The sequence below is a fragment of the Leisingera sp. ABM4_103 genome (assembly GCF_056158685.1).
On record NZ_JBSWTU010000007.1, the window covers coordinates 60,675 to 82,114 of the forward strand.

Annotated in this window: 19 protein-coding genes and 3 pseudogenes; 9 read left to right on the forward strand and 13 right to left on the reverse strand. The window is 60.3% G+C overall.

Annotation, left to right across the window (positions count from 1 at the left end):
* The first annotated feature begins 60 nt into the window (after positions 1-60).
* Positions 61-1,014: a hypothetical protein gene (locus ACXAED_RS22610; protein WP_475053805.1), complete on the forward strand. Its 954-nt coding sequence runs from the start codon at positions 61-63 to the stop codon at positions 1,012-1,014.
* On the opposite strand, the gene ACXAED_RS22615 is transcribed toward ACXAED_RS22610, so the two are convergent.
* Genes ACXAED_RS22615 through ACXAED_RS22625 form a run of 3 tightly spaced genes read right to left on the reverse strand, consistent with a single transcriptional unit; the run spans position 1,011 to position 2,638 of the window.
* Positions 1,011-1,190, reverse strand: coding sequence for a hypothetical protein (locus ACXAED_RS22615; protein WP_174149211.1), 180 nt, complete (start codon positions 1,188-1,190; stop codon positions 1,011-1,013). The two genes, ACXAED_RS22610 and ACXAED_RS22615, sit on opposite strands and share 4 nt — an antisense overlap.
* Before the next feature lie 20 nt (positions 1,191-1,210).
* Positions 1,211-2,347: a WD40 repeat domain-containing protein gene (locus ACXAED_RS22620; protein WP_475053808.1), complete on the reverse strand. Its 1,137-nt coding sequence runs from the start codon at positions 2,345-2,347 to the stop codon at positions 1,211-1,213.
* Positions 2,348-2,638, reverse strand: a complete 291-nt coding sequence (locus tag ACXAED_RS22625) for a hypothetical protein (RefSeq protein ID WP_475053809.1) — start codon at positions 2,636-2,638, stop codon at positions 2,348-2,350.
* Positions 2,639-2,688: 50 nt separating this feature from the next.
* On the opposite strand from ACXAED_RS22625, the gene ACXAED_RS22630 reads away from it, so the two are divergent.
* The 5 genes from ACXAED_RS22630 (at position 2,689) to ACXAED_RS22650 (ending at position 9,079) form a co-directional block, all read left to right on the forward strand.
* Positions 2,689-2,961, forward strand: coding sequence for a hypothetical protein (locus ACXAED_RS22630; protein ID WP_475053812.1), 273 nt, complete (start codon positions 2,689-2,691; stop codon positions 2,959-2,961).
* A 396-nt stretch (positions 2,962-3,357) separates the two neighbouring features.
* Positions 3,358-4,140 (forward strand): GNAT family N-acetyltransferase, encoded by a 783-nt coding sequence (locus tag ACXAED_RS22635; protein ID WP_475053813.1) that lies wholly within the window; start codon positions 3,358-3,360, stop codon positions 4,138-4,140.
* A 359-nt stretch (positions 4,141-4,499) separates the two neighbouring features.
* A complete protein-coding gene (locus tag ACXAED_RS22640; RefSeq protein WP_475053816.1) occupies positions 4,500-4,853 on the forward strand; it encodes a hypothetical protein in 354 nt (117 codons plus the stop codon).
* A gap of 173 nt (positions 4,854-5,026) precedes the next feature.
* Positions 5,027-8,473, forward strand: a complete 3,447-nt coding sequence (locus tag ACXAED_RS22645; RefSeq protein WP_475053818.1) for a pyruvate carboxylase — start codon at positions 5,027-5,029, stop codon at positions 8,471-8,473.
* Between the two features lie 72 nt (positions 8,474-8,545).
* Positions 8,546-9,079, forward strand: a complete 534-nt coding sequence (locus tag ACXAED_RS22650) for a transposase (RefSeq protein ID WP_475053820.1) — start codon at positions 8,546-8,548, stop codon at positions 9,077-9,079.
* A gap of 366 nt (positions 9,080-9,445) precedes the next feature.
* On the opposite strand, the gene ACXAED_RS22655 is transcribed toward ACXAED_RS22650, so the two are convergent.
* Entirely contained in the window at positions 9,446-10,183 is a 738-nt protein-coding gene (locus ACXAED_RS22655; RefSeq protein ID WP_475053823.1) for a trypsin-like serine peptidase, read from the reverse strand.
* Between the two features lie 76 nt (positions 10,184-10,259).
* The gene (locus ACXAED_RS22660; protein WP_475053825.1) at positions 10,260-11,135 is read right to left on the reverse strand and encodes a hypothetical protein; all 876 of its coding nucleotides are present in this window, start codon (positions 11,133-11,135) and stop codon (positions 10,260-10,262) included.
* 118 nt (positions 11,136-11,253) lie between these two features.
* Between ACXAED_RS22660 and ACXAED_RS22665 the strand changes: the two genes are divergently transcribed.
* On the forward strand, positions 11,254-12,114 hold the full coding sequence (locus ACXAED_RS22665) for a LysR family transcriptional regulator (protein WP_475053827.1): 861 nt from the start codon (positions 11,254-11,256) through the stop codon (positions 12,112-12,114).
* Positions 12,115-12,543: 429 nt separating this feature from the next.
* Here the strand turns inward: ACXAED_RS22665 and ACXAED_RS22670 are convergent, their stop codons facing one another.
* Genes ACXAED_RS22670 through ACXAED_RS22685 form a run of 4 tightly spaced genes read right to left on the reverse strand, consistent with a single transcriptional unit; the run spans position 12,544 to position 16,383 of the window.
* On the reverse strand, positions 12,544-13,560 hold the full coding sequence (locus tag ACXAED_RS22670) for a proline racemase family protein (RefSeq protein ID WP_475053829.1): 1,017 nt from the start codon (positions 13,558-13,560) through the stop codon (positions 12,544-12,546).
* Between the two features lie 29 nt (positions 13,561-13,589).
* Positions 13,590-14,870 carry a TRAP transporter large permease gene (locus ACXAED_RS22675; protein WP_475053832.1) on the reverse strand — a complete coding sequence of 427 codons (1,281 nt, stop codon included), beginning with the start codon at positions 14,868-14,870 and terminating at the stop codon, positions 13,590-13,592.
* 3 nt (positions 14,871-14,873) lie between these two features.
* On the reverse strand, positions 14,874-15,368 hold the full coding sequence (locus tag ACXAED_RS22680) for a TRAP transporter small permease (RefSeq protein ID WP_475053833.1): 495 nt from the start codon (positions 15,366-15,368) through the stop codon (positions 14,874-14,876).
* A gap of 22 nt (positions 15,369-15,390) precedes the next feature.
* Positions 15,391-16,383, reverse strand: a complete 993-nt coding sequence (locus ACXAED_RS22685) for a TRAP transporter substrate-binding protein (RefSeq protein ID WP_475053835.1) — start codon at positions 16,381-16,383, stop codon at positions 15,391-15,393.
* A gap of 120 nt (positions 16,384-16,503) precedes the next feature.
* Here ACXAED_RS22685 and ACXAED_RS22690 point away from each other — a divergent pair, with 120 nt between their 5' ends.
* Positions 16,504-17,541 (forward strand): GlxA family transcriptional regulator, encoded by a 1,038-nt coding sequence (locus ACXAED_RS22690; RefSeq protein ID WP_475053836.1) that lies wholly within the window; start codon positions 16,504-16,506, stop codon positions 17,539-17,541.
* Here ACXAED_RS22690 and ACXAED_RS22695 read toward each other — a convergent pair.
* The 3 genes and pseudogenes from ACXAED_RS22695 to ACXAED_RS22705 all read right to left on the reverse strand — a co-directional run.
* Entirely contained in the window at positions 17,518-17,742 is a 225-nt protein-coding gene (locus ACXAED_RS22695) for an SLC13 family permease (RefSeq protein ID WP_475053838.1), read from the reverse strand. The two genes, ACXAED_RS22690 and ACXAED_RS22695, sit on opposite strands and share 24 nt — an antisense overlap.
* A 55-nt stretch (positions 17,743-17,797) precedes the next feature.
* Positions 17,798-18,079 carry an integration host factor subunit beta gene (gene ihfB, locus ACXAED_RS22700; protein ID WP_475053839.1) on the reverse strand — a complete coding sequence of 94 codons (282 nt, stop codon included), beginning with the start codon at positions 18,077-18,079 and terminating at the stop codon, positions 17,798-17,800.
* Positions 18,080-18,280: 201 nt separating this feature from the next.
* Positions 18,281-18,529: pseudogene (locus tag ACXAED_RS22705) on the reverse strand (IS256 family transposase); the annotation flags it as partial.
* Positions 18,530-18,796: 267 nt separating this feature from the next.
* Here ACXAED_RS22705 and ACXAED_RS22710 point away from each other — a divergent pair.
* Positions 18,797-19,975: pseudogene (locus ACXAED_RS22710) on the forward strand (IS110 family RNA-guided transposase); the annotation flags it as partial.
* A 149-nt stretch (positions 19,976-20,124) separates the two neighbouring features.
* Here the strand turns inward: ACXAED_RS22710 and ACXAED_RS22715 are convergent.
* Positions 20,125-21,126: pseudogene (locus tag ACXAED_RS22715) on the reverse strand (IS256 family transposase); the annotation flags it as partial.
* Between the last annotated feature and the right edge of the window lie 314 nt (positions 21,127-21,440).

Below are 21,440 nucleotides of genomic sequence, written 5' to 3' on the forward strand. Positions count from 1 at the left end.
TGGCCGCAAGCCCACGCGACGGGCTATCCTGAAGCTAAGAAACGATTGAAAAGCAGCCAAATGAGCCCGCATCCCCCAATCGGTGGTATTATCCCGCTCGACGGAACCGCGCCGGAACGGTCCTATCCCGGTCTGTCGCCGCAGCTTCTGGCACGGGTACGCCAACTCTGGTCCGCCGCCGGTTTGGATTTCGACCATGGCTGGCGCCTGGGCCTGCGCAGCCTGCCGGGATTCCGCGCCCTGCCGCGGGTCGAAGCGGCTCCGGCCAGCACCGATGTCGACCTGGTGTTTCTCTATGATCAGGCGGTGCTCTGGGTTCGGGCCCTGCACGAGGCCGCGGCCGTCGGACGTCACCACCAGACCGACGGGCTGACCGCGGCGCAATGGCACGGGCTGACGGCGCTCTCTGCCCGGTTGACTGAACAGCTTGCAGCTTTGCGCCTTCTGGCGCTGACTGACCTGCCGATGCCCGCGATGCAAATCGCCCGGTCGCTGTCGGAAGACGTGGACATGACGCTGGTGATCCTGATCCGCCGCAAGCTGGCGGAGCGTTTCGCCGCCTGCCGCAGCGCCGAGGAGGCCAGTGATTTCTGGCGCCGCCACATTGCCGGGGGCCGCGCCTTCCGCGCGATCTCTGAAAAGCTCTATGCGGTGGGCATCGACCATTCCGTCGACACGGATTACGCCAAGTGGCGAAAATCGGTACTGACCACGCTTGGCGCGGCGGTACACAGCAATGCGCTGAACACTCAGTTGCCGAAACGTCCCCATGGTGAGGTCCTGCTGAATGGCGACAGTCTGCATTTTGCGACCTTCCGCATTCATGAGCTTTGCGCCTATGCACAGCTCGTTGAGCCTGAGTTGACGGATGCGCTTTCGGCGGCCGCCAATGCTACAAGGTCGGCCAGCTCGCTTGCCGAGCTGGCCGCGCCGCTAAGCTGTGTACTCGTTAACCAGATTCAGTGCCTATCATCACCGGCAGCTGCGTCACTAGAGAGGGCCAAACATCACTAGTGCTTGACGTCCTCTGTCTTACTAAGACGGTTTTCCGAGACCCAACGCGCGGCCAGAACCAGCGCTCCAGCGGCAAAGTCCTTGCCGTGCTCCTCGACCATCTCTCCGGCAACCTTTGCCAGTTTTTGGAAATAACGGTCCTTGCTTTGCTCTTCAGCGGACAGTGCTTGTGACATGTGTCTTCTCCCTTCAGGTATTATTTGAACATGTTGTTCGGGAAGGTAGCGATCGACAGGCTGCCGTCCTCCCCGCCAATAGCAAGATGCGCGCCGTCGTCGGACCAAGCCAGCGCAGTAACCGCCGCGCCCGTGCCTTCGCGCACCAGCATTTCATCCGGGTGCCCGATGCGGCACAGCATGACGAGGCCGGAGCCGTAGCTAACCGCACAGAGATCCCGCTTGGGATGCACCGAAACCCGGTCGACAATCGTCAGCCCCGGCTTTCCGGTCTCGATCGGCGCACCGGCGCGGTCGCCGAACGGCAGGTCCGGCAAGGACCAACCCACAACCCGAAACGCGCCTGAGGCAATGACTGCCTTGGCCTTGTCGCTGAACTCCGCAGTCAGAACCGATGCCGGGAAATCGACGATCCGGTCGGAAGTCCCCGCCGCCGCATCGACCAGCAGCACCGCCTTGTCTTCGCAGCCCGCCACAAGCCAGCGCTGGCAGGGCGACCATTCTAGGCACAGCACTTTGCCATCGCATGCGATCTGCGCCTGGCAGGTCATGTCTTCGGCACGGACGATGCTCACCTGACCGACACCCCAACAGGCCAACAGGGATTCATCGCCAGAAACTGCAATCCGGGTAACGCCGTGATCCAGCTTGATACCCGCCACCTCACGCCCACCGCATTCGGACATCAGGGCCAAGCGTGTCCCATGCACGACGACCATCTGACCAGAGCGCGAAAGGGCTGCCAACGCAGTGACCGCGTCCTGGCGCGCGCCATTCAGGGCCAGGGTCTGGCCTCGCGCGGTTGCGCGCCATATGACACCCGTATCGACATGGGGAAAGGCAAAGCCCTGATCGCCAAGCCGACACAGTGGCACATCGGCGCGCGCCACGGGCGCTTTACTGAACACCGGTGGCGGCAGCGGCTTGGACCGGGGTCGGATGCTCGACCGCCCGGTATCGGCCTCGACCCGTACCCGGCTGTCCGGGCTCTCGGCGTCTTGGACCGAGACAAAGGCCAATTGGCCATCGGCCAGTTGCGCAGCCAGGGACGTTCCCTTGGCATTGAACTGAAGCGCCCGCACCTCGGTTTTCACGTCCCATGTGCGGGCAATCAGGTCGAAAAGCGTCATCGCTTGCGGCGGCTTGTGCTGTGTCATTCAACTTTGCTCCTTCATCGCGGCTTCCAATTCCTCGTCCAGGGCGGAAAGCCGGGCCTCTAGCCGGTTGATCGTTTCAGTGTTTTCTTCGAGCGCCGCGTCGTTCTGCGCCTGCGCGTCATCGTGGGCGTGGTCTTCGACCCCGTCCCGCGCGTCCTTCATGTCGAGTACCATCAGGCCGCTGGCCTTCTGGTTCAGCCGCAGCTGTTCGGTATTAGCCTGGGCGATCGCCTGGATGGTCTTCACCCGGTCTATAAGGATATCGCCGGTTTTGCGTGATTGACCTGTCATGGACGCCCCCTATAAACCGGCGCCGATTTTTTCAGCGAAAGGCAAACCCGATGACAGACCCCACCGATCTCCGCTTTTTCCGGGCGCTGAAGGAAGTTTGCAACGCCGCAGAAGATGTCGACCGGAGCTGCCACGACGCCATCGACCGCGCGCTGGAAACTGGCGATCCTCTGGACATGCAGGCGGCGCACAAGGCCTTGGAAAAGCTGAACGATCCTCTCAAGATCGACCTTCTCCGGCAAGTCCATCTGCGGATGGTCAGCGATTTTTCCGCGATCTGGGATTCCCTGCCCGGGGTGCCGGGGTCCGGCCGACCGAACTGAAGCCCCCAGTGATCCGTTGCGCTGCCTGCTTGTGATTTTCTGCATTGGCCAACCCTCCCTCGGGCCCCATTTTCTCGGGTGGCACAAAGGGTATCCGAGCGACACGTTGACTCAATCAGAAAAGGCCGAAAACCGCGATTTTCTGCGGATTCCGAGGGCCGTTCCGAAAATGTGTAAAATTGCGTTACGTTTTGCGCGCGGCTTTGTAACGCTCTGTTTCGAAGCCCGTTTCGCTGCGCCGCAGAAGATTTTTCCGAACATGATAAGCATCCGAATCACTGGCTTGATTCAGGCACGGGATCTGCGCTCATCTGGCAGGGAACCGCAGACGGACAACGGGGCATGATGGAGAGTTTTCCTGACATTCTGACCGAGGGCGACCAGCGCCTGCGCCCTTTGACCGCGGTGGACCTGACTGTGGTCAAAGGCCATTTCAACGATATTCGCATCGCCCGCTGGCTGGCCGCGGTCGCCCGGCCTTTCACGCCCGAGGCAGCGCGCCAGCTTCTGGACCATGGCGCGCATCCCGGGGAAAACCTGCGGATCATCGAATACCAGGACAAGGTGGCGGGTGGGCTCTGCATCGGTGCATCGCTGTGGTACTGGCTGGCACCGGAATTTTGGCGCCAGGGTCTGATGCGCCGGGCGCTGAAACTGGCCGTTGCGGCCCGCTTTGCCAGCGCTGGTCCGCCCCTGACTGCCACCTGTCATGCAGAAAATTTCGCGTCGCGCGCGCTTCTGACCGGACTTGGATTTTCACTTTGCCCTGCCGCAAGACGCATGTTTTTTCACGGCACGCAAACCTCCGAGCCTTGCCGTGACTACGTCATGGCGCCCGAACAATGGCACCTGCTGCATCCTCCGAAATTCATGACAGGCAACCTGTCGCTCCGCCCGGCCCGGCAACAGGACGCTCCGGCGCTGGCGCGCATGTTGACGACGACCGGGTCCGGCCCCTGGCCCGAGAGCGAAGCCCTGCCCGGCTTCATCGAAGAGCATCGCTACCGTGGCCCTCGCCACGGCCTGTTCGTGATTTCCGACGACAATCGCCGCAGTGTCGGAATGGTTCTTCTCACCATTACCGGCCCGCGCCTGTGCTTTCTATCAGAGGCGGAGGATATCCGTTATCGTGCGCAGGTCATGGATGGCCTGGCCAGCGCCTTTGCCGCGGGGTCTTGAATTGCTCCGGGGCTGAATAATGTATCATCTCTGGCACATCAGACTGTAACTCCCGAAACGTTTTGCAACAGATCGGCGGCGGCTTGGCCCTGAAATCCTGCCACGCAGCGGCGAAGCTGGAAATTTTTCCTCAAAATAAGCCATTCCAAATCAGACGGTTATCCGTCTCCGAAATCTGAAACCCCCAGTTTTCCGCAAGCTGGAACCGTGATTGCATAACGTTTTCCGTAATCTCGCGCGTTTCACGGGTTCGGAGCAAGACTTGGTCACGCATTTCACCGCACGGATATGGGTGCCCGGGCCACGTTTTGCCGCTTCCGCATCAGGAGACGCCGCGTGCGTCATCGGAGGATCTAAGAATGATGTATCAACCTGATCTAGTCGCGGAAACCGGTCCATTGCAGACCCGGTGGCGCGGACCGGAAGACAGCAATCGTCTCGATTGTGAAACCGGGGTTTTACTGCGCAGGTTTCTGGAACCGGTATTTCGGCAATCCACCAGTTGGGCCGGCCTGCGCCGCCGGCTTGCTAGCAGGGGGTTCGACCTGGGCTTCAACATGGGCCGACTGGTTCTGAACCACCGTGAGAGCGGCACCCGCATCTGTTCCTGCAAGTTCCTGGGTTATCCTTTGGGAACGCTTACCGAGCGGCTGGGCCGGGCCAAGGTCGCTGCGATCCGCGGTCGGACGGGCCACGGCCTCCTGCTGGATTAAGGCCTGTCTGCAGAGCAAAGGACAGCAATTGACCGCCATCAGGCCGATGCGCCGGATCCCAAGGGCGGATAGCTCCGCGTACAGAACACCGTTGGTTTTGCCCAACCGCACAGAAACCGGCCCCGCGCCCTTGGGGTCGAACTTGCATTCCCGCAACACACGGAAAGCCCATTATGACTGACTTCAAGAAAATCCTGATCGCCAACCGCGGCGAGATTGCGATCCGCGTGATGCGGGCCGCCAATGAGATGGGCAAGCGCACCGTCGCGGTCTATGCCGAGGAGGACAAGCTGGGCCTGCACCGCTTCAAGGCGGATGAGGCCTACCGCATCGGCGAGGGGCTGGGGCCGGTGGCGGCCTATCTGTCGATCGACGAGATCATCCGCGTCGCCAAGGAATGCGGCGCCGATGCGATCCACCCCGGTTACGGCCTGCTGTCGGAGAATCCGGAATTCGTGGATGCCTGCGCCCGCAATGGCATCACCTTCATCGGCCCCAAGGCCGAAACCATGCGCGCGCTGGGTGACAAGGCTTCGGCCCGGAAAGTGGCGATTGCCGCCGGCGTGCCGGTCATTCCGGCCACCGAGGTGCTGGGCGACGACATGGACGCGATCCGCAAGGAAGCGGCCGAGATCGGCTATCCGCTGATGCTGAAGGCCTCCTGGGGCGGCGGCGGCCGCGGCATGCGACCGATCTACGGCGAGAAAGAGCTGGAAGAGAAGGTCCTGGAAGGCCGCCGCGAGGCGGAAGCCGCCTTTGGCAACGGCGAAGGCTACCTGGAGAAGATGATCACCCGCGCCCGTCACGTCGAGGTGCAGATCCTCGGCGACAAGGAGGGCAACATCTATCACCTCTACGAGCGGGACTGCTCGGTGCAGCGCCGCAACCAGAAAGTGGTGGAGCGCGCCCCTGCCCCGTATCTGACCGAGGCGCAGCGTGCCGAGATCTGCGACCTGGGCCGAAAGATCTGCCAGCATGTGAACTATGAATGCGCGGGCACCGTCGAATTCCTGATGGATATGGAATCCGGCAACTTCTACTTCATTGAGGTGAACCCGCGGGTGCAGGTGGAGCATACCGTGACCGAAGAGGTCACCGGCATCGACATCGTGCAGGCGCAGATCCTGATCGCCGAAGGCAAGAGCATTGCCGAGGCGACCGGCAAGGCCAGCCAGGATGAAATCCGCCTGCACGGCCACGCGCTGCAGACCCGGGTGACCACCGAAGACCCGCTGAACAGTTTCATCCCGGATTACGGCCGCATCACCGCCTACCGCTCGGCCACCGGCATGGGCATCCGCCTGGACGGCGGCACCGCATATGCGGGCGGCGTGATCACCCGCTACTACGACTCGCTCCTGACCAAGGTGACCGCCTGGGCGCCGACCCCGGAAAAGGCGATCGCCCGCATGGACCGCGCGCTGCGCGAGTTCCGGGTCCGCGGTGTTTCCACCAACATCGCCTTTGTCGAGAACCTGCTGAAGCACCCGACCTTCCTGTCGAACGAATACACCACCAAGTTCATCGACGAGACCCCGGACCTGTTCCAGTTCAAGAAGCGGCGCGACCGCGGCACCAAGGTGCTGACCTATATCGCGGACATCACCGTCAACGGCCACCCGGAGACCGAAGGCCGCGCGGCCCCCGCCGCCGACCTGAAAGAGCCGCGCGCGCCGAAGGCGGACGTGGGCAACCTGCCCTATGGCACCCGCAACCTGCTGGAGCAGAAGGGCGCCCAGGCGGTGGCCGACTGGATGAAGGCGCAGCGCCAGCTGCTGCTGACCGACACCACCATGCGCGACGGCCACCAGTCGCTGCTGGCAACCCGGATGCGTTCGATCGACATGATCAAGGTGGCGCCGGCATACGCCCAGAACCTCAGCCAGCTGTTCTCGGTCGAGTGCTGGGGCGGTGCGACCTTCGACGTCGCCTACCGCTTCCTGCAGGAATGCCCGTGGCAGCGCCTGCGCGATCTGCGCGAGCGGATGCCGAACCTGATGACCCAGATGCTGCTGCGCGCCTCCAACGGCGTCGGCTACACCAACTATCCGGACAACGTGGTGCAGGAATTCGTGCGCCAGGCGGCGAAAACCGGCGTTGACGTGTTCCGCGTTTTCGACTCCCTGAACTGGGTCGAGAACATGCGCGTCGCGATGGACGCGGTGGTTGAAAGCGGCAAGGTCTGCGAAGGCACCATCTGCTACACCGGCGACATCCTGGACCCGAACCGTGCCAAGTACGACCTGAAGTATTACGTCGGCATGGCCAAGGAGATGGAAGCAGCAGGCGCCCATATCCTGGGTCTGAAGGACATGGCGGGCCTCTTGAAGCCCGCCGCCGCCCGCCAGCTGATCAAGGCGCTGAAGGAAGAGGTCGGGCTGCCGGTCCACTTCCACACCCATGACACCTCCGGCGTGGCCGGGGCCACCATCCTGGCGGCGGCGGATGCCGGCGTGGATGCGGTGGATGCGGCAATGGACGCGTTCTCCGGCGGCACCTCGCAGCCCTGCCTGGGCTCCATCGTGGAGGCGCTGCGCAATACCGACCGCGACACCGGCATCGACATCGCCAAGGTGCGCGAGATCTCCGGCTACTGGGAGCAGGTACGGGCGCAGTATGCGGCGTTCGAGAGCGGCCTGCAGGCCCCGGCCTCGGAGGTCTACCTGCACGAGATGCCGGGCGGCCAGGTCACCAACCTGAAGGCGCAGGCGCGCAGCCTGGGTCTGGAAGAGAAATGGGCCGATGTGGCGCAGACCTATGCTGACGTGAACCAGATGTTCGGCGACATCGTCAAGGTGACCCCGTCCTCCAAGGTGGTTGGCGACATGGCGCTGATGATGGTCTCCCAAGGCCTGACCCGTGCGCAGGTCGAGGATCCCAAGACCGACGTCGCCTTCCCCGACTCGGTGGTCGACATGATGCGCGGCAACCTGGGCCAGCCCCCGGGTGGCTTCCCGAAAAGCATCGTGTCCAAGGTGCTGAAGGGCGAAGCGCCGAACACCGAACGCCCCGGCGCGCACCTGGAGCCGGTCGACCTGGAAGCGGTCCGCGTGGATCTGTCCAAGCAGCTGGAAGGCTTCACCGCCGATGACGAGGACCTGAACGGCTACCTGATGTATCCCAAGGTGTTCCTGGATTACATGGGCCGCCACCGCCAGTACGGGCCGGTGCGCACGCTGCCGACCCGCACCTTTTTCTACGGCATGGAGCCGGGTGAGGAGATCACCGCCGAGATCGATCCGGGCAAGACGCTGGAGATCCGCCTGCAGGCGATCGGTGACAACGACGAGAAGGGCGAGGTGAAGGTGTTCTTCGAGCTGAACGGCCAGCCGCGGGTGATCCGGGTGCCGAACCGGCGGGTGAAGTCCTTGACCCAGGCCCGGCCGAAGGCCGAGCACGGCAACCCAAGCCACATCGGCGCGCCGATGCCGGGCGTGGTGGCCACGGTGGCGGTGCAGCCGGGCCAGCAGGTGCATGAAGGCGATCTGCTGCTGACCATCGAGGCGATGAAGATGGAGACCGGCCTGCACGCCGAGCGCGACGCGGTGGTCAAGGCCGTCCATGTCCAGCCCGGCGGCCAGATCGACGCCAAGGACCTGCTGGTGGAATTCGAGGACTGATCTGCGGGAGCGTGTTGCACAAATCGTTTCCGATGCGTAGCTGGTCCTTCGATTTGACTGCGGGATGCTGGGATGCCTTTCAAATTCAACGCGTCGCGGCGGGATAAGTTTGCGAAGGCAAAGTACCGTGTGACGAACTGGGCCGAATACAATGAGGCGCTCCGCCAGCGTGGTGACGTAACGGTCTGGTTCAGCGAAAACGCGGTGTCCCGGTGGGGCGCAGCGCGCTCTGGCAAGCGCGGTGGTCAACAACGATATCCTGATCTGGCGATCGAGACCTGCTTGACCCTGCGCGCCGTGTTCGGCTTGCCGCTTCGCCAAACGCAGGGCTTTGTCCGAAGTCCGCTGCGGCTCATGCAGACGGACCTCCCCGTGCCGGATTTTTCGACGCTTTGCCGGCGTGCGCCATCGCTTCAGATCGCGCCCGACACCCGGACAGCCAGTGGTCCGATCGCGCTGGTTGTGGACAGCACAGGGCTGCGTGTCCACGATGACCGTCGCGCGCGGCATCCCGCTGAGCGGCCGTGTCCTGCAGCGCAAGGCCAAAGCTGCCTGAGCTTAACCCCGCCACCGGCTTTGCCCTTCCGGGGCCGATGCGGTGGCTAGCCCGGCGTGGCCGCATCCGCCATGCCGGGTCTTGCCAGCCGATTTTGAACTCCTGATGTAATGTGTTTAACTGCCTTCCTGCCAAGACCGCGGCAATTGTCGTAGAGATCAGCGAATGTCACTTTGCCTCTAGACCGGATGATCTGGGTGTGAGCTGACTGGCGAGATATTATCGTGAGTGTGCATATGTTTTTGTGTGGCGCTGTTGATCAGGGGAATTTCCCCGCCGCAGCCCGATAAGCAGGCGGCAGGCAGACCTGACGTAAAAGGTTTATCGGAGATGCACCATTTGGAGAAAGATAGGCTTTCCCGCGGGGAAATTTATTTTCACAAATGCACGCTAAAGCAACTTATAGTCCCTTGATCCTAACAAGAACTTGGCTGTCCAGGTGCGCAGCTTACGCTGCGTAATACTGCAACTGCGGCCGCATCAATTACCGCGCCGAGCGCCACAGGCTCTTCGCCCATCATGGCTTTGGCTGCAATGATTGAAACCAGGCTTGGCACGTTTTCCCCGCTCCATGAAATCACGGGTGCTCCGGACGCACCAAAATCGACTTTGCAGGAAAAAGCAACTGCAAGGTGGCTGGCGCCTAGAACATTGCAATCATTGTCTATTTTCAGGTTTCTTCGTCTGTGTTGGCTATAGGATAGGATGGAGACTTTCGCCTGCCGCTGCAAGTCCGCTGCAATCGGAATGGGCTTCGCAACATCTTCTGGCACGGGCTGATCGAGAAGCAGGAAAGCAATGTCAGTTCGTAGATTGTTCTCGGCCGGATCACTGAAGCGATACTTTGGATGCGTCACAAGCTTCCTGGCAATTCTGGTGAGCCTTGATCTCTTTCCATACACCTCGAAGTGTACTGATACGTCTTCGGGGCGGAAGACAGCTTTGGTCTCCCGATCTGACAGGCAGTGTGCGGCAGTGACGACCAGGTCTGGTCGGACGAGGGTGCCCGTACAAAAGTTAAGCCCGCCAATATGAATTTTTCCAATAGCATTAAAAATTTCAGGGCGCGGGCCTTTACTTGCATTACCCGAAACTGCCCGACTAGGAGCAGCAATTATCAAAACGCAGAATGTGAAAAGCAATACAAGATTCATTAGCCCGATCTGCAGCCACATTCATTTCAGCCACCGCTTCCTGACCCGCCATGTCAGCAGCCAGCTAAATTGCCCATCAGTGACTAGGAATTTTGCAGCGGTGGCGCCAAGATTTATTATTCTCAATTGCGGCCCTCGCCCCATTAAGAATAGAAAGAGACAGAGCCGGACTTCGAATTGAAGCGTCACACATTGGCAAACGCTCCTCCGTCAAATCATCCCGGGAGAACCCAGATGACAGCAAAAGAACAGGCACCTCCGGAGCTTCGATCCGGAAGTCGATAAGGTCATCGGACAACTCCAGAATACCTCCGAAACTATCGAGATCCAGAATTGCCATGGACCAGGCATCCGGCTGTCCCTGGAGAACGCCAAACCCTTCGTCCACATCTGTGACCAGGTGTGCTTCTACGCCTTGAGATGTGAAGTAGCGGGCCAGCCGGCGCCCGCATGTAAGGGTTGAACAAATTATGAGAGCCGGTCTATCTAAATTCAAGCCTCTGTTATCAATTATTTTTTCAGATTCTGCATCAAGAAACTCCCAAAGGACATCAGGCCTCTTTAGGCTACTCCAATGTGCCTTTGGCACTTCAGCTTCCGCTCTGGAGGCGCTCGATTCAACCTCATCTGCATGAGGGTTTTCAGGCTCCAAAGATGGTGATTGCAAACGCTGACCGGTGCTCAAGGGAGCGAACACATCTCGACAGGCAGCTAGGAGGCGCCCCCAAACCCCTACCCTAATATTACCTGAAACGCCTGGTCTGAGATTATTCTCACTTTGCGAATTAATTTCGCAAGCATCTGGTATATTTATGTTCGCGGAAAACGTGTTCGCACGCCTTGCAATTTGATCAAAATGAACTCCGTGACTACTTCTTGAGAGGATAGAAACCCTCCAATCATGCAGCCGCAACTTTGCGTGCGCTGGAATTTTGCTCATCTTGCTCGACATTCAAGATCACCCTATCGGTGAATTCTTCACTAATTTTCAGATACCCCCCCTTCCATCTAATTGTACAATGATTTATTTCGCTGCGTATGAGCAACAATACTGCTTCACGGAGGCTATTGTGGACACCGACGTTGTGAAAACTTTCATCGAAGTTGCTTCGGCGGGAAACTTCGGACAAGCTGCAGCGAGGCTTAACGTTGCCCAGACCACGGTCAGCGCACGCATCAAAAAGCTTGAGGAAAACCTCGGGAGACAGCTTCTGATCAGACGCAAATCGGGAGCGGTGTTGACCAGGTCAGGCAAACTTTTTCTGCGGCAAGCTCCTACTTTTGTTCAGCTTGGGGAGCGCCTGAAAAGCGACCTTGCCGTCCCGGAAGGCTTTTCTTCTGTTCTATTGCTAGGCGCTGAGGTGAACGTAGCAGCCACTTGGATGAGCAGATGGATCAGCCGTTTGACGGTTGAGATGCCCGAAACCGCGCTGCGCAGCAAAGTTGATATTCCTGGCGACTTGATCGACCGGTTTTCTGACGGGACAATTGATGTGGCGTTGATGCATGCGCCCCCCGAAAGAGCGGGATTAAAGGCAGATCTGCTGATGGAAGATCGTCTTGCGCTGTACACGACGGATCCTAGCATCCGCTCTGTATACGACCCAAGGTTTGCATATGTAGACTGGGGAGAGGCCTTCAATGCGACATTCAGGCAAAGCTACCCTCGATTCGAAGGAGCCTCACTGTCCTTTGACTACGGACCTCTTGCAGCAAAGCACATCCTCAAGAATGGCGGGGCCGCATATGGCAGGCAAAGCGCTGCCCCTCCCTTTCTGAAAACGGGTCAAATCGGCATGATCGAAGAAGCCGTCACGTTCGCGTATCCCATGTATATCGTCCGCCCCGCGGATATCCCCCACCCAGCTCTGGACAAAGCAATCGCCGTGCTCCGGAAGATCGCAAGTGAAGAAGCTACTTGGGATATCTAGAAATCTGCACGAACTATCCTTCTCTGCAGTGCAGTCTGTTGGAGAATGATCGCCCAAGCCAGGTTCGATCCAGCAGCTGCAGCGTAACCTTGGCACTTCCAGAGCCATGGGGCCTGCATTCACCATCCTGCATTGACCCGTTCGCAGCCACTCCGGTTTCGGCCCCACGATTGCAGGTTGTCTGTCATAACCCATTTCTACCGAAAATTCACCGATGACCACCGCGCCCTTGATGGCGCCTTTCGGCGCATGATGGTGGGCGCGGACGACACCAAGGGCACTACCCGGAGCTATACCTCTCCGGGACATGCCTCATATGGAAGTTGGAGGTAATCCCATTGAGGTAAGAAAGCTGGCAGCCTTGGTGGCAGCCAGCCTGGTATCGGCGTTCTCTGGATAGGGTAAAGATCTTTATTCTAAACGCGCTCTTCAGGTCACCACGAAGCCGCGGCCAACCGGGTCGGTTTCGTCCACTAGCCATTTTGCATAACCAGTTACTTTCGCCGTGCCCTTGACGGTCGGCACCACGGCGCGCACGCCACCAACCTCGGTCTCGCCCAGCAGCTGGCCCTCGAAACGGCCGATGCCCAGAAGCCCCTCGGAGCGGATCACGTCCCCGATCTTCATCTCGCCGCGGCGCTCGAAATAGGCCATCATCATCGAGGTGCCGGTGCCGCCCGGCGACCGGTCAAGCTTGCCGTCGGAAAACACGTGGACATTGCGGTAAAGGCTGTCGGCATCGTCGGGTTCCTGCCAGAAGGTAGTGAAGTTCAGCCCCTTGATGTGCTTTTCAGTCGGGTGCTGAATGTCCATCTTGGCGTTGACCTGATCCTTCACCAGCACTCCCATCTCGGACAGCATCTTGCCGTTGTCCGGGCCGATCGGGGTCTCCGGATAGGGCCACTTCAGCACGGCGAAAAAGTTGCCGCCAAAACAGATGTCGCAGAGCACCTCGCCCACGCCCGGCAGCGTCACCGGAACATCGGCGTGCAGTACGAAGGCCGGCACGTTCTGGAAGCGGGTCCAAGCGACCTGGCCGTCCTCGAAGCCGACTTCCGACGTAACCGGCCCGGCCGGGGTCTCGAAGCGGATCTTGGCCACGTCCTTGGCGGTGGTGTGGACCATGCCGTGGGAGATCATCGCCATCGACAGCGCGATGGTGCCGTGGCCGCACATCTCCATGAAGTCGTCGCCGTCGCACCACAGCATGCCAGCATCGAAATCCGGGCTCGACGGCGGGGTAACAAAGACGCCGACCATGTCGTGATGGCCGCGCGGCTCACGCAGGAGGCCGGTGCGCACGAAATCGTAGTGCTCGCGGATGAAGTCTCGCTTGCCGACGATGTCCAGCCCCTGGGGATAGGGAATGCCGCCGGGAATGATGCAGGTCGGCTCGCCGTCCGTGTGGGTGTAGATCACGTCGATGAAACGGTTTGGGGTCATCATTGGAACAATTACCTTTGCAGTCTTGAAGGTCAGAGGCCCAGTGCGCTCGGGATCGAGAGCACAAGGGTTTCAGGGAAGAGGATCACCGCCGCAAGCACCAGCAGCATCACCGCAATGAAGGGCAGGTTGGCACGGGTCAGCGTCAGCATGTCCACTTTGGCAATGGCCGACGTGATAAACAGCGCCGCGCCGACCGGTGGGGTCTGTTGGCCGATGCCCCAGCACAGCACCACCACCATGCCGAAATGGACGGGATGAATGCCAAGCAGATCGATGGCCGGGAAGAACAGGGGCACGACGATGAAGATCATCGCGATACCGTCGAGGAAAGTGCCCGCGACAATCATGATCACGCTGAGCATTACCAAGAACAGGACCGGGGAGACTTGAAGCTCAGCCAGCGGCTTGAGGATGCTTTCGGCCAGCTGCTCGTAGGTGAAGGCAAAGCCCATCACATGCGCAGCCGCCGTCACCATCATCACCGCGCCGGACAGCACCGCCGCTTCGCACAGCGTCTTGTAAAGAACGCGCAACGTCAGCGTACGGTAGTACAGAATGCCTACGGCAGCGCCATAGACCACGGCCACGGCGGAGGCTTCGGTGGGTGTAAAGACGCCAAACAGGATGCCGCCCAGGATGATCGCGGGCATGAGCAGCGCAGGCAGCGCCCTGCCGAAGGCCGCTGCGGCACGGCGTGCCGAAAACGGCGCCTCGACCGGGTAGCCCTCGCGGATCGAGATCAGCCAGGAGGCGGCAATCAGCGCCAGGCCCAGCAGCAGGCCGGAAATCAGCCCTGCGGCAAACAGTGCTCCTGTGGAAATCCCGAGATAGGCGCCAAGGATAACCATCGGGACCGATGGCGGAATGATGATGCCAATGGTCGAGGAGGCTGCGGTCACGGCGCCGGTGAAGGCGCGGGAATAGCCACGTTTGACCATCGGGTCGATGATCATCCCGCCCACCGCCGCGGTATCGGACATCGAGGTGCCGGACATGCCCGCAAAGAACATCGAGGTGACCACATTCACCGCTGCTAGACCGCCGCGCATCTGCCCGACGAGAGTCTTGGCAAATTCCACCAAGTGGCCGGAAATGCCCGAGCGGCTCATGATCTGGCCTGCCAGGATAAACAGCGGTACCGCAAGCAGCGGGAAGCTCTGGACGCCGCGGTAGAGCCGCTGCGCAATGATGATCTGGTCGACATCGGCCAGGTAGAAGATGCCGACGGCGATGGAGATCAGCGCGAAGGCGATGGGCACGCCGAAGCCGATCAACCCGAGCAGGGCCGCGAGTACAAGTAGGAGTGTCATGGTTCAGATCTCTGCGGGTTCGCTGGCGCCGGTGTCGGCTTCTTGCCCCTTGGCAAGCCGCGACAGCCCGCCCAGGCTGGAGACCGCGGCATCCAGCATGATGAGCACACCGGCGGCCGGGATGGCTGCGTAGTACCAAGTGGTCGAGATTTCCAGCACGGTGGTCTTCTGTTCAGCAAAGCGCAACACCTGCCGACCACCGTGCCAGGCCATGATCCAGCCGATCGTGCCAATAATGGCCTGGTTCGCAAAGTAGAGCACACCGCGCAAACCGCGCGGCAGCTTTGCGACCAGAAGGTCTACACGAAGGTGGGCACCCTTCCTCAGCGCCAGGTAGGCGCCAAGGAATGTGATGTAGGTGAGCAGGGCAAGCGATACCTCGAAGCTCCAGCTGAGCGCGGCCCCCAGAGCGTAGCGGTAGATCACCGCCGTGAAGGCGACTCCCACCGCGGCCAACAGCAATGCCGCGATGACAGCTTCAAGAACGCGGTTCATCATGTATCCAGACCTTCTTGCCGTGTCACTGGGCCGGTCGGACGCCGGTGATCAGGCGGATCAGCGCCGTTGCGTCTTCCCCCTGCTCATTGGCCCATTCTTCCCAGATCGGGGTGGACTTGGCTGTGAAAGCGCCGGTGTCCGCCGTGTTCACCTGCATGCCCTGCTCGCGCAGGAAGGCGACGATCTCTTCGTCGGCCTGGGTGCCCAGCTCGACGGAATAGGCCTCGGCCGCGTCCCCAGCCTGCATCACCGCGTCCTGTTGCTCCGGTGTCAGCATCTGCCAGTCGTTCTCCGCGATCAGCAGGTAGGTGATCGTGTAGAGATGGTTGGTAAGCGACAGGTAGTCTTGCACCTCGTAGAACTTCTGCGACTTGGCCCAGATCACCGGGTTTTCCTGCCCGTCAAAGACACCGGTCTGCAGCGCTGAGTACAGTTCGGCAAAAGGCAACGGAGAGGCGTTGGCGCCATAGTGATTGAAGACCTTGATCCGCAGGCTGCTGCCCGGGGTGCGCATCTTCACGCCCTCCAGGTCGGCAGGCGTATGGATCGGACGCACGCTGTTGGTGATCTGGCGGAAGCCGCCTTCGAGATAGGCCACTGGGCGCAGGCCCTTCGCGATCAGCATCGCCTCGATCTTCTTTCCCGCGTCGCCATTCAGCGCAGCCTTCACGTGCTCCCGGTCGGCAAAGATATACGGCAGCGCGGTAGCGCCCAGCTCGGGGACAACCGACGTGATCGGCGTTTCTATGGTCGCCATGTTCAGCAAACCGGTTTGCAACGCCTCTAGAGAGCTTTCCTGATCTCCCAGCGCGGAGTTGGCAAACAGCTTCATATCGATTGCGCCGCCAGTCAGGTCGCTAAGCACCTCGTCGAACCGCTCCACGGACTTGTAAGCAATGGACTCTTCGTTGCCCGGCATATTGACGCGGAATTTGTGCTCCTGAGCGGATACTGCCGTGGAAAATGCGCCGCATACTGCGATAGCTATCGCAGCTCCAATCCAATTCTTGGTCATATAGTCCTCCCAGGTGCTTCACTGTGTTTAGAGATTTCACTGTAGAGGCCGGACCAAGCATCATGTAGAATAAATCTGACATTTAACTGAAAAAATAAGACACATCAGGTAGAAACTCGAATGCCTCGCCCGCGCACAACATTAGATGCCTTTGGTCATGGCAAACAGAAGCTGCGGGTTGGGCTCATAGTGCTCGACAACTTCACGCTGAACGCGTTCGCTGGCTTTGTGGAAGCTCTACGATTGGCTGCTGATGTTGGCGGGCAAAGCCGCCAGTTAGAATGCGGCTGGGTTATCATGGGCAAGGGCCGCCCGAGGGCCAGCTGTGGGCTTGCGATCACGCCCGACAGCGGCCCGGTGGAGCCAAGCCAGTTCAACTACATCGCTGTCGTGGGTGGCAACGATTACCCTCAACGCCTGCAGCCAGCCTGGCTGACCAGCTACTTGCAAGAAGCGGCCGAGAACGGGGTAACTCTGATCGGCCTTTGTACTGGTACCTTTAACATTGCTCGCGCTGGTCTGATGAAGGGGCGAACTGCCTGCGTGCATTGGAACGTCCATGAAGAATTCGCCGCGCAATTCCCCGACGTCCACGCGATTTCAGACCGGATCTTTTTCGACGCTGACGACAGGATCACCTGTGCCGGTTCGACTGGAGCCTCGGACCTCGCCTTATATCTAGTTGGTCGCCATTGCGGGCAGGAGCTTGCCCAGCAAAGCCTTAGGCACCTAGTTCTCAATCACCGCAGAGAGGCATCTTATCCGCAGGCGCAGTTTACCTCCGAGATCCGCGAGGTTGCCGACAGCGTCGTGCGGCATGTGGTTGGCATCATGGAACAGACACTGAACGCGCCGGTCCCGCTTGAAAATCTTGCAGACCGCGTCGGTCTTAGCACTCGGCAGCTTGCGCGGCGCTTTACTCGCAGTCTCGGACAGTCACCATCGACATACTACCGTTTCCTGCGAACCCGTTATGGCGCCTGGCGCTTGCTCCACTCGACCGACAGGATCTCGGATATCGCAGCTGATGCCGGGTTCGCGGATGCATCACATTTTCTGCGGCACTTCCGTCAGGTCTACGGTGTCACGCCTGCCCAATTTCGTGAGTCTGGTGTGGCTGCCTTACCAGTCAGTTCAGAAACCGATCATGGGGTCTAGGGCTGTCGCAAGCCCCGCCGCCAGCGGCGTCATGATCACCGCAACCGCGCTGTTGGTCAAAACCTCGGTCAGTACCGAAGTGACAACATAGACGATAGCAAGCGCAGCCCATTGACCCGCCAAGGCCATCAACGGTTTCAGCGCTCCAACAATCAGCTCGACAGCGCCAGTGCGGTCCAATGCGCTTCCAATAAGCAGCATCTACACAATCAGGAACAGCCGCCGCCCGTCCACCGCAGAAAACGCCTCGTCCGTCTCAGCCGCCGTTCAGCCTCTGCTTCAAAAGCTTGCCTGTCTTAAAAAACGGCACATGCTTTGAAACGACATCGACAGCTTCCCCCGTTTTAGGATTACGCCCGGGGCGCGCTTCGCGGGCCCTGACAGAAAAAGCGCCAAATCCACGGAGCTCGACGCGGCCGCCGTCAGAGAGCGATTTAATGATCTCCTCAAAAACTACCCGGACGACCCGGTCTGCCTCTTCCTTGGTCAGATGCGGGTTCTCCCAGGAAATTTTATCCGCAAGCTCGGATCGGATCATAGCTGAACCCCCTCAGGTCATTACTCCGGATCAGATCCGGGAAAAACGTAGTTGAAAAACAATCCATTGGGACAGCATCCTTCCAACTGAAAAAATCTTCTCCTCCTCTATTCCAACCCAAATGTCTATGCCTTCAAAGTAAGTTTCAAGCCACTTCCGGCTGCCGTTCGCGAGATATGCGCAGAAGTTGGTGACGCTTGATCAGGCGGCAGCTTGAAGTTGGCGGATCCCGTCGCGGAACTCAATCCCCTGGATGATCTCGGGCATGCGGTTTTGGCCGTCGAGCTTTCGCCATTTCTTCTGCGCGGACATCATCAACTTGAAGGCCATGGCCAGCCCGGTCTTTCGACTGAGACATCCCTTGGTTCGTTTGGTGCGATGCCGGACGGTGGCGAAGGTGCTTTCGATCGGATTTGACGTCCGGACGTGTTTCCAATGTTCGGCCGGATAGTAACCGGTATGAAGATCCTGGTGCCGATGTTCGGCCCCGATTCTCGGATCAGGGTGTATGCTGCGAGCATCCGGGACAGAGGCACCGGGAGCACGAAGGTGCGGGCAGGCCGTTTTATACGATGAGCCGCGAGCTCGTGTTAGTAGCTGGCCGCCTCTGCAACTCGCCCGGTTGCGCTGAGAGCGCGAATCCGTAGTTGTCGTGTCGCCCGCCGCTCCCGCTGTTTTCAACTGGCAAGGGAGGCGCATATGCGACGCGTAATCGGCATAGATATCCACCGCACCTTCGGGGAGGTGGTGATCTGGGAGAACGGTCTGACCAGGCACGAGGGCCGGGTCGACATGACCCGCACGGCCCTGGAGGGGTTTGGCAGGCAACTTCTCAAGACGGATGAAGTGGTCATTGAGGCAACGGGAAACTGCATGGCAGTCTCCCGGGTGCTGACGCCCTACGTCAAGCGCGTGGTGATTGCCAATCCGCTTCAGGTCAAGGCGATCGCCCATGCCCATGTGAAGACCGACAAGGTCGACGCCGGCACGCTGGCCAGCCTGCATGCCGCCGGTTACCTGCCGGAAATATGGACCCCGGATGCAGCCACAGAGCGGATGCGCAGGCTTGCCGCGCGCCGGTATCAGGTCGTGCGGCATCGGACCCGGATCAAGAACGAAGTGCATGCCATCCTGCATGCGCATCTGATCCCGAAATGCCCGCATGCCGATCTCTTCAACAAGCGCGGCCGCGATTGGCTGACGCGTCAGCCGGTGCCGGCGGACGAGCGGGCCGCGATTGCGCGCCATATCCGCGAGCTGGACCGGCTCGGAGAGGACCTTGCGGCGCTCGACCGGGACATCGCCCAAGACGCGCTGGAGGACGAACCGATCCGGCGGTTGCTAACCATCACGGGCGTCAATCTGACTGTGGCGGCCGGGCTGATGGCGGCGATCGGCAGCATCGAGCGGTTCAAGTCGCCGCAGAAACTGGTGAGCTATTTCGGGCTGAACCCGCGGGTGCGTCAGTCCGGTCTGGGGCCCGCCTACCATGGCCGGATCAGCAAGGCCGGGCGCAGCCATGCCCGCGCGATGTTGGTCGAGGCGGCCTGGGCAGCGGCGAAAGCGCCGGGTCCGCTGCGCGCCTTCTTCATCCGTATCCGCGCGCGTCGTGGCCATCAGATCGCCGCTGTCGCGGTCGCACGCAAGCTCGCCACCCTGTGCTGGCATATGCTGACGAAAGGCGAGGACTATCGCTGGGCCCGGCCCAGCCTGGTCGCCCACAAGTGCCGTGCCATGGAGTTGGCGGCCGGGCAGCCGCAGAAGAAGGGTAATCGGCGCGGCGCGAGCTATGCCTACAATGTGAAGGAAATGCGGCAGCAGGAAATGAAGATCGCTGAGCACGCGGAGAAAAGCTACGAACACTTCGTCGCTGCCTGGCGGCCACACCCCCCAAAACAGGCCGGGTGTGCGGCCGCCTCAAACCGGCAGGGACTGAATGGGCTGCCCGGTGACGCTTCCAGCCGCTGCGCCACGCTTCGCCACGAGGTCGACCGCACAGACGAAATATAGCAAAAGCCAGCACGAAAGTCTTGTCGATCTCATCCGTCGTAGAAGGTCAGCAGCGCGTCGCGGTCATTGACCAGTTTGGAGACCGCCTTTTCCCATTTCACACCGTATGTTTCGACGAAGAAATCAAAGGCGGCGTCCGCTTCGGCTTTGGTCTCGCCCTGCCAGATGTCATGGAGGTGGCCTTTGGCCTTTGCCTGCATGGATTTCGGCATCGCGTTCAGCACATTCATCGTCTTGTGGACCCAGCATCTTTGCTCACGCGTCGCTGCAAAGACCTCGCGCAGCGCTGTCCAGAACCCCAGGGCACCGTCACCGATGGCCAGTTTGGGGTCTTGCTTCAAACCTCGCCGTTTGAGATCAAGCAGCAACTCGCGCCAGCTTTGCGTGCTTTCTCGGAAGCCGTCGGTCATCGCCAGCAGCTCCTTGCGGCCATATTCATCCGCCCCGACAATCACCAGAACGCATTGCTTTTCCTCAGCCATGCGCGGTTTGAAGTAGACCCCGTCGGCCCAGATGTAGAGGAAGCGCCGGTTGCCAAGATCGCGCTTCTGCCACGCCTCATAGTCTGTCCACCAGTCGGCCTTCAGCCGCGCGATGGTCTTGGCGGACAGGCCCTTGGCATTCGGGCCCAGCAGCGCCTGCAGGGCCTCGGTGAAATCACCAGTCGACACGCCCTTGAGATAAAGCCACGGCAGAAGCTCTCCGACCGATTTCGCTTTGCGAAGATAGCGCGGCAGGATGCTGGGTGTGAAGCTGATCTTGTCTTCGCCAGCACCCCGATCCCGCACGCGCGGCACTTTCACCGGCACCGGCCCAATGCCGGTCATCACCTCGCGTTCGGGTAAGTGACCATGGCGCACCAAGCGGGCCCGCCCGTCCTCTAGCCTTTCCCCGGAAAAGCTGTTCATCAACGCGGCCAGTTCGGCATGGATCGCCTGTTCGATCAGCTTGCGCGCTCCATCGCGCAGGATGTCGGTGAAGGGGTCGGATGTAAAACCCGATGGATCGGGCAGTTGAGTGATGGTAGTCTTTGACACGTGGCATATCCTTTTCTCAGCAGAGAACTGAAGGCGACTCGACACCGCCATGATATGCCGCCCCTCAGGGCATCACCAACTTTCGCGCGTTTCTCGCCGTTCGCAGCAAGACAGCACTCACACAACTGAACGATGCTCCCGTAGTAAGCTGCGGCTGTATTCTTCCGGACTTCTCCGGACACAGAAGCAAGCGCCGTTCCATTGGCAGCCCAAATAAGGGCTGCTACTCATCAAGAAAGGCATAGGCTGGAAGCACACGCAGCATTGATGGCGTCCGAAAACGTCTACGGAAACGCAAAGTTTTTTCCATTCAG

Coding starts and splice junctions, on each gene's coding strand:
- ACXAED_RS22610 (WP_475053805.1), top strand. CDS start 61: ATGAGCCCGCATCCCCCAATCGGTGGTATTATCCCGCTCGACGGAACC.
- ACXAED_RS22615 (WP_174149211.1), bottom strand. CDS start 1,190: ATGTCACAAGCACTGTCCGCTGAAGAGCAAAGCAAGGACCGTTATTTC.
- ACXAED_RS22620 (WP_475053808.1), bottom strand. CDS start 2,347: ATGACACAGCACAAGCCGCCGCAAGCGATGACGCTTTTCGACCTGATT.
- ACXAED_RS22625 (WP_475053809.1), bottom strand. CDS start 2,638: ATGACAGGTCAATCACGCAAAACCGGCGATATCCTTATAGACCGGGTG.
- ACXAED_RS22630 (WP_475053812.1), top strand. CDS start 2,689: ATGACAGACCCCACCGATCTCCGCTTTTTCCGGGCGCTGAAGGAAGTT.
- ACXAED_RS22640 (WP_475053816.1), top strand. CDS start 4,500: ATGATGTATCAACCTGATCTAGTCGCGGAAACCGGTCCATTGCAGACC.
- ACXAED_RS22645 (WP_475053818.1), top strand. CDS start 5,027: ATGACTGACTTCAAGAAAATCCTGATCGCCAACCGCGGCGAGATTGCG.
- ACXAED_RS22650 (WP_475053820.1), top strand. CDS start 8,546: ATGCCTTTCAAATTCAACGCGTCGCGGCGGGATAAGTTTGCGAAGGCA.
- ACXAED_RS22655 (WP_475053823.1), bottom strand. CDS start 10,183: ATGAATCTTGTATTGCTTTTCACATTCTGCGTTTTGATAATTGCTGCT.
- ACXAED_RS22660 (WP_475053825.1), bottom strand. CDS start 11,135: ATGTCGAGCAAGATGAGCAAAATTCCAGCGCACGCAAAGTTGCGGCTG.
- ACXAED_RS22670 (WP_475053829.1), bottom strand. CDS start 13,560: ATGATGACCCCAAACCGTTTCATCGACGTGATCTACACCCACACGGAC.
- ACXAED_RS22675 (WP_475053832.1), bottom strand. CDS start 14,870: ATGACACTCCTACTTGTACTCGCGGCCCTGCTCGGGTTGATCGGCTTC.
- ACXAED_RS22680 (WP_475053833.1), bottom strand. CDS start 15,368: ATGATGAACCGCGTTCTTGAAGCTGTCATCGCGGCATTGCTGTTGGCC.
- ACXAED_RS22685 (WP_475053835.1), bottom strand. CDS start 16,383: ATGACCAAGAATTGGATTGGAGCTGCGATAGCTATCGCAGTATGCGGC.
- ACXAED_RS22690 (WP_475053836.1), top strand. CDS start 16,504: ATGCCTCGCCCGCGCACAACATTAGATGCCTTTGGTCATGGCAAACAG.
- ACXAED_RS22695 (WP_475053838.1), bottom strand. CDS start 17,742: ATGCTGCTTATTGGAAGCGCATTGGACCGCACTGGCGCTGTCGAGCTG.
- ihfB (WP_475053839.1), bottom strand. CDS start 18,079: ATGATCCGATCCGAGCTTGCGGATAAAATTTCCTGGGAGAACCCGCAT.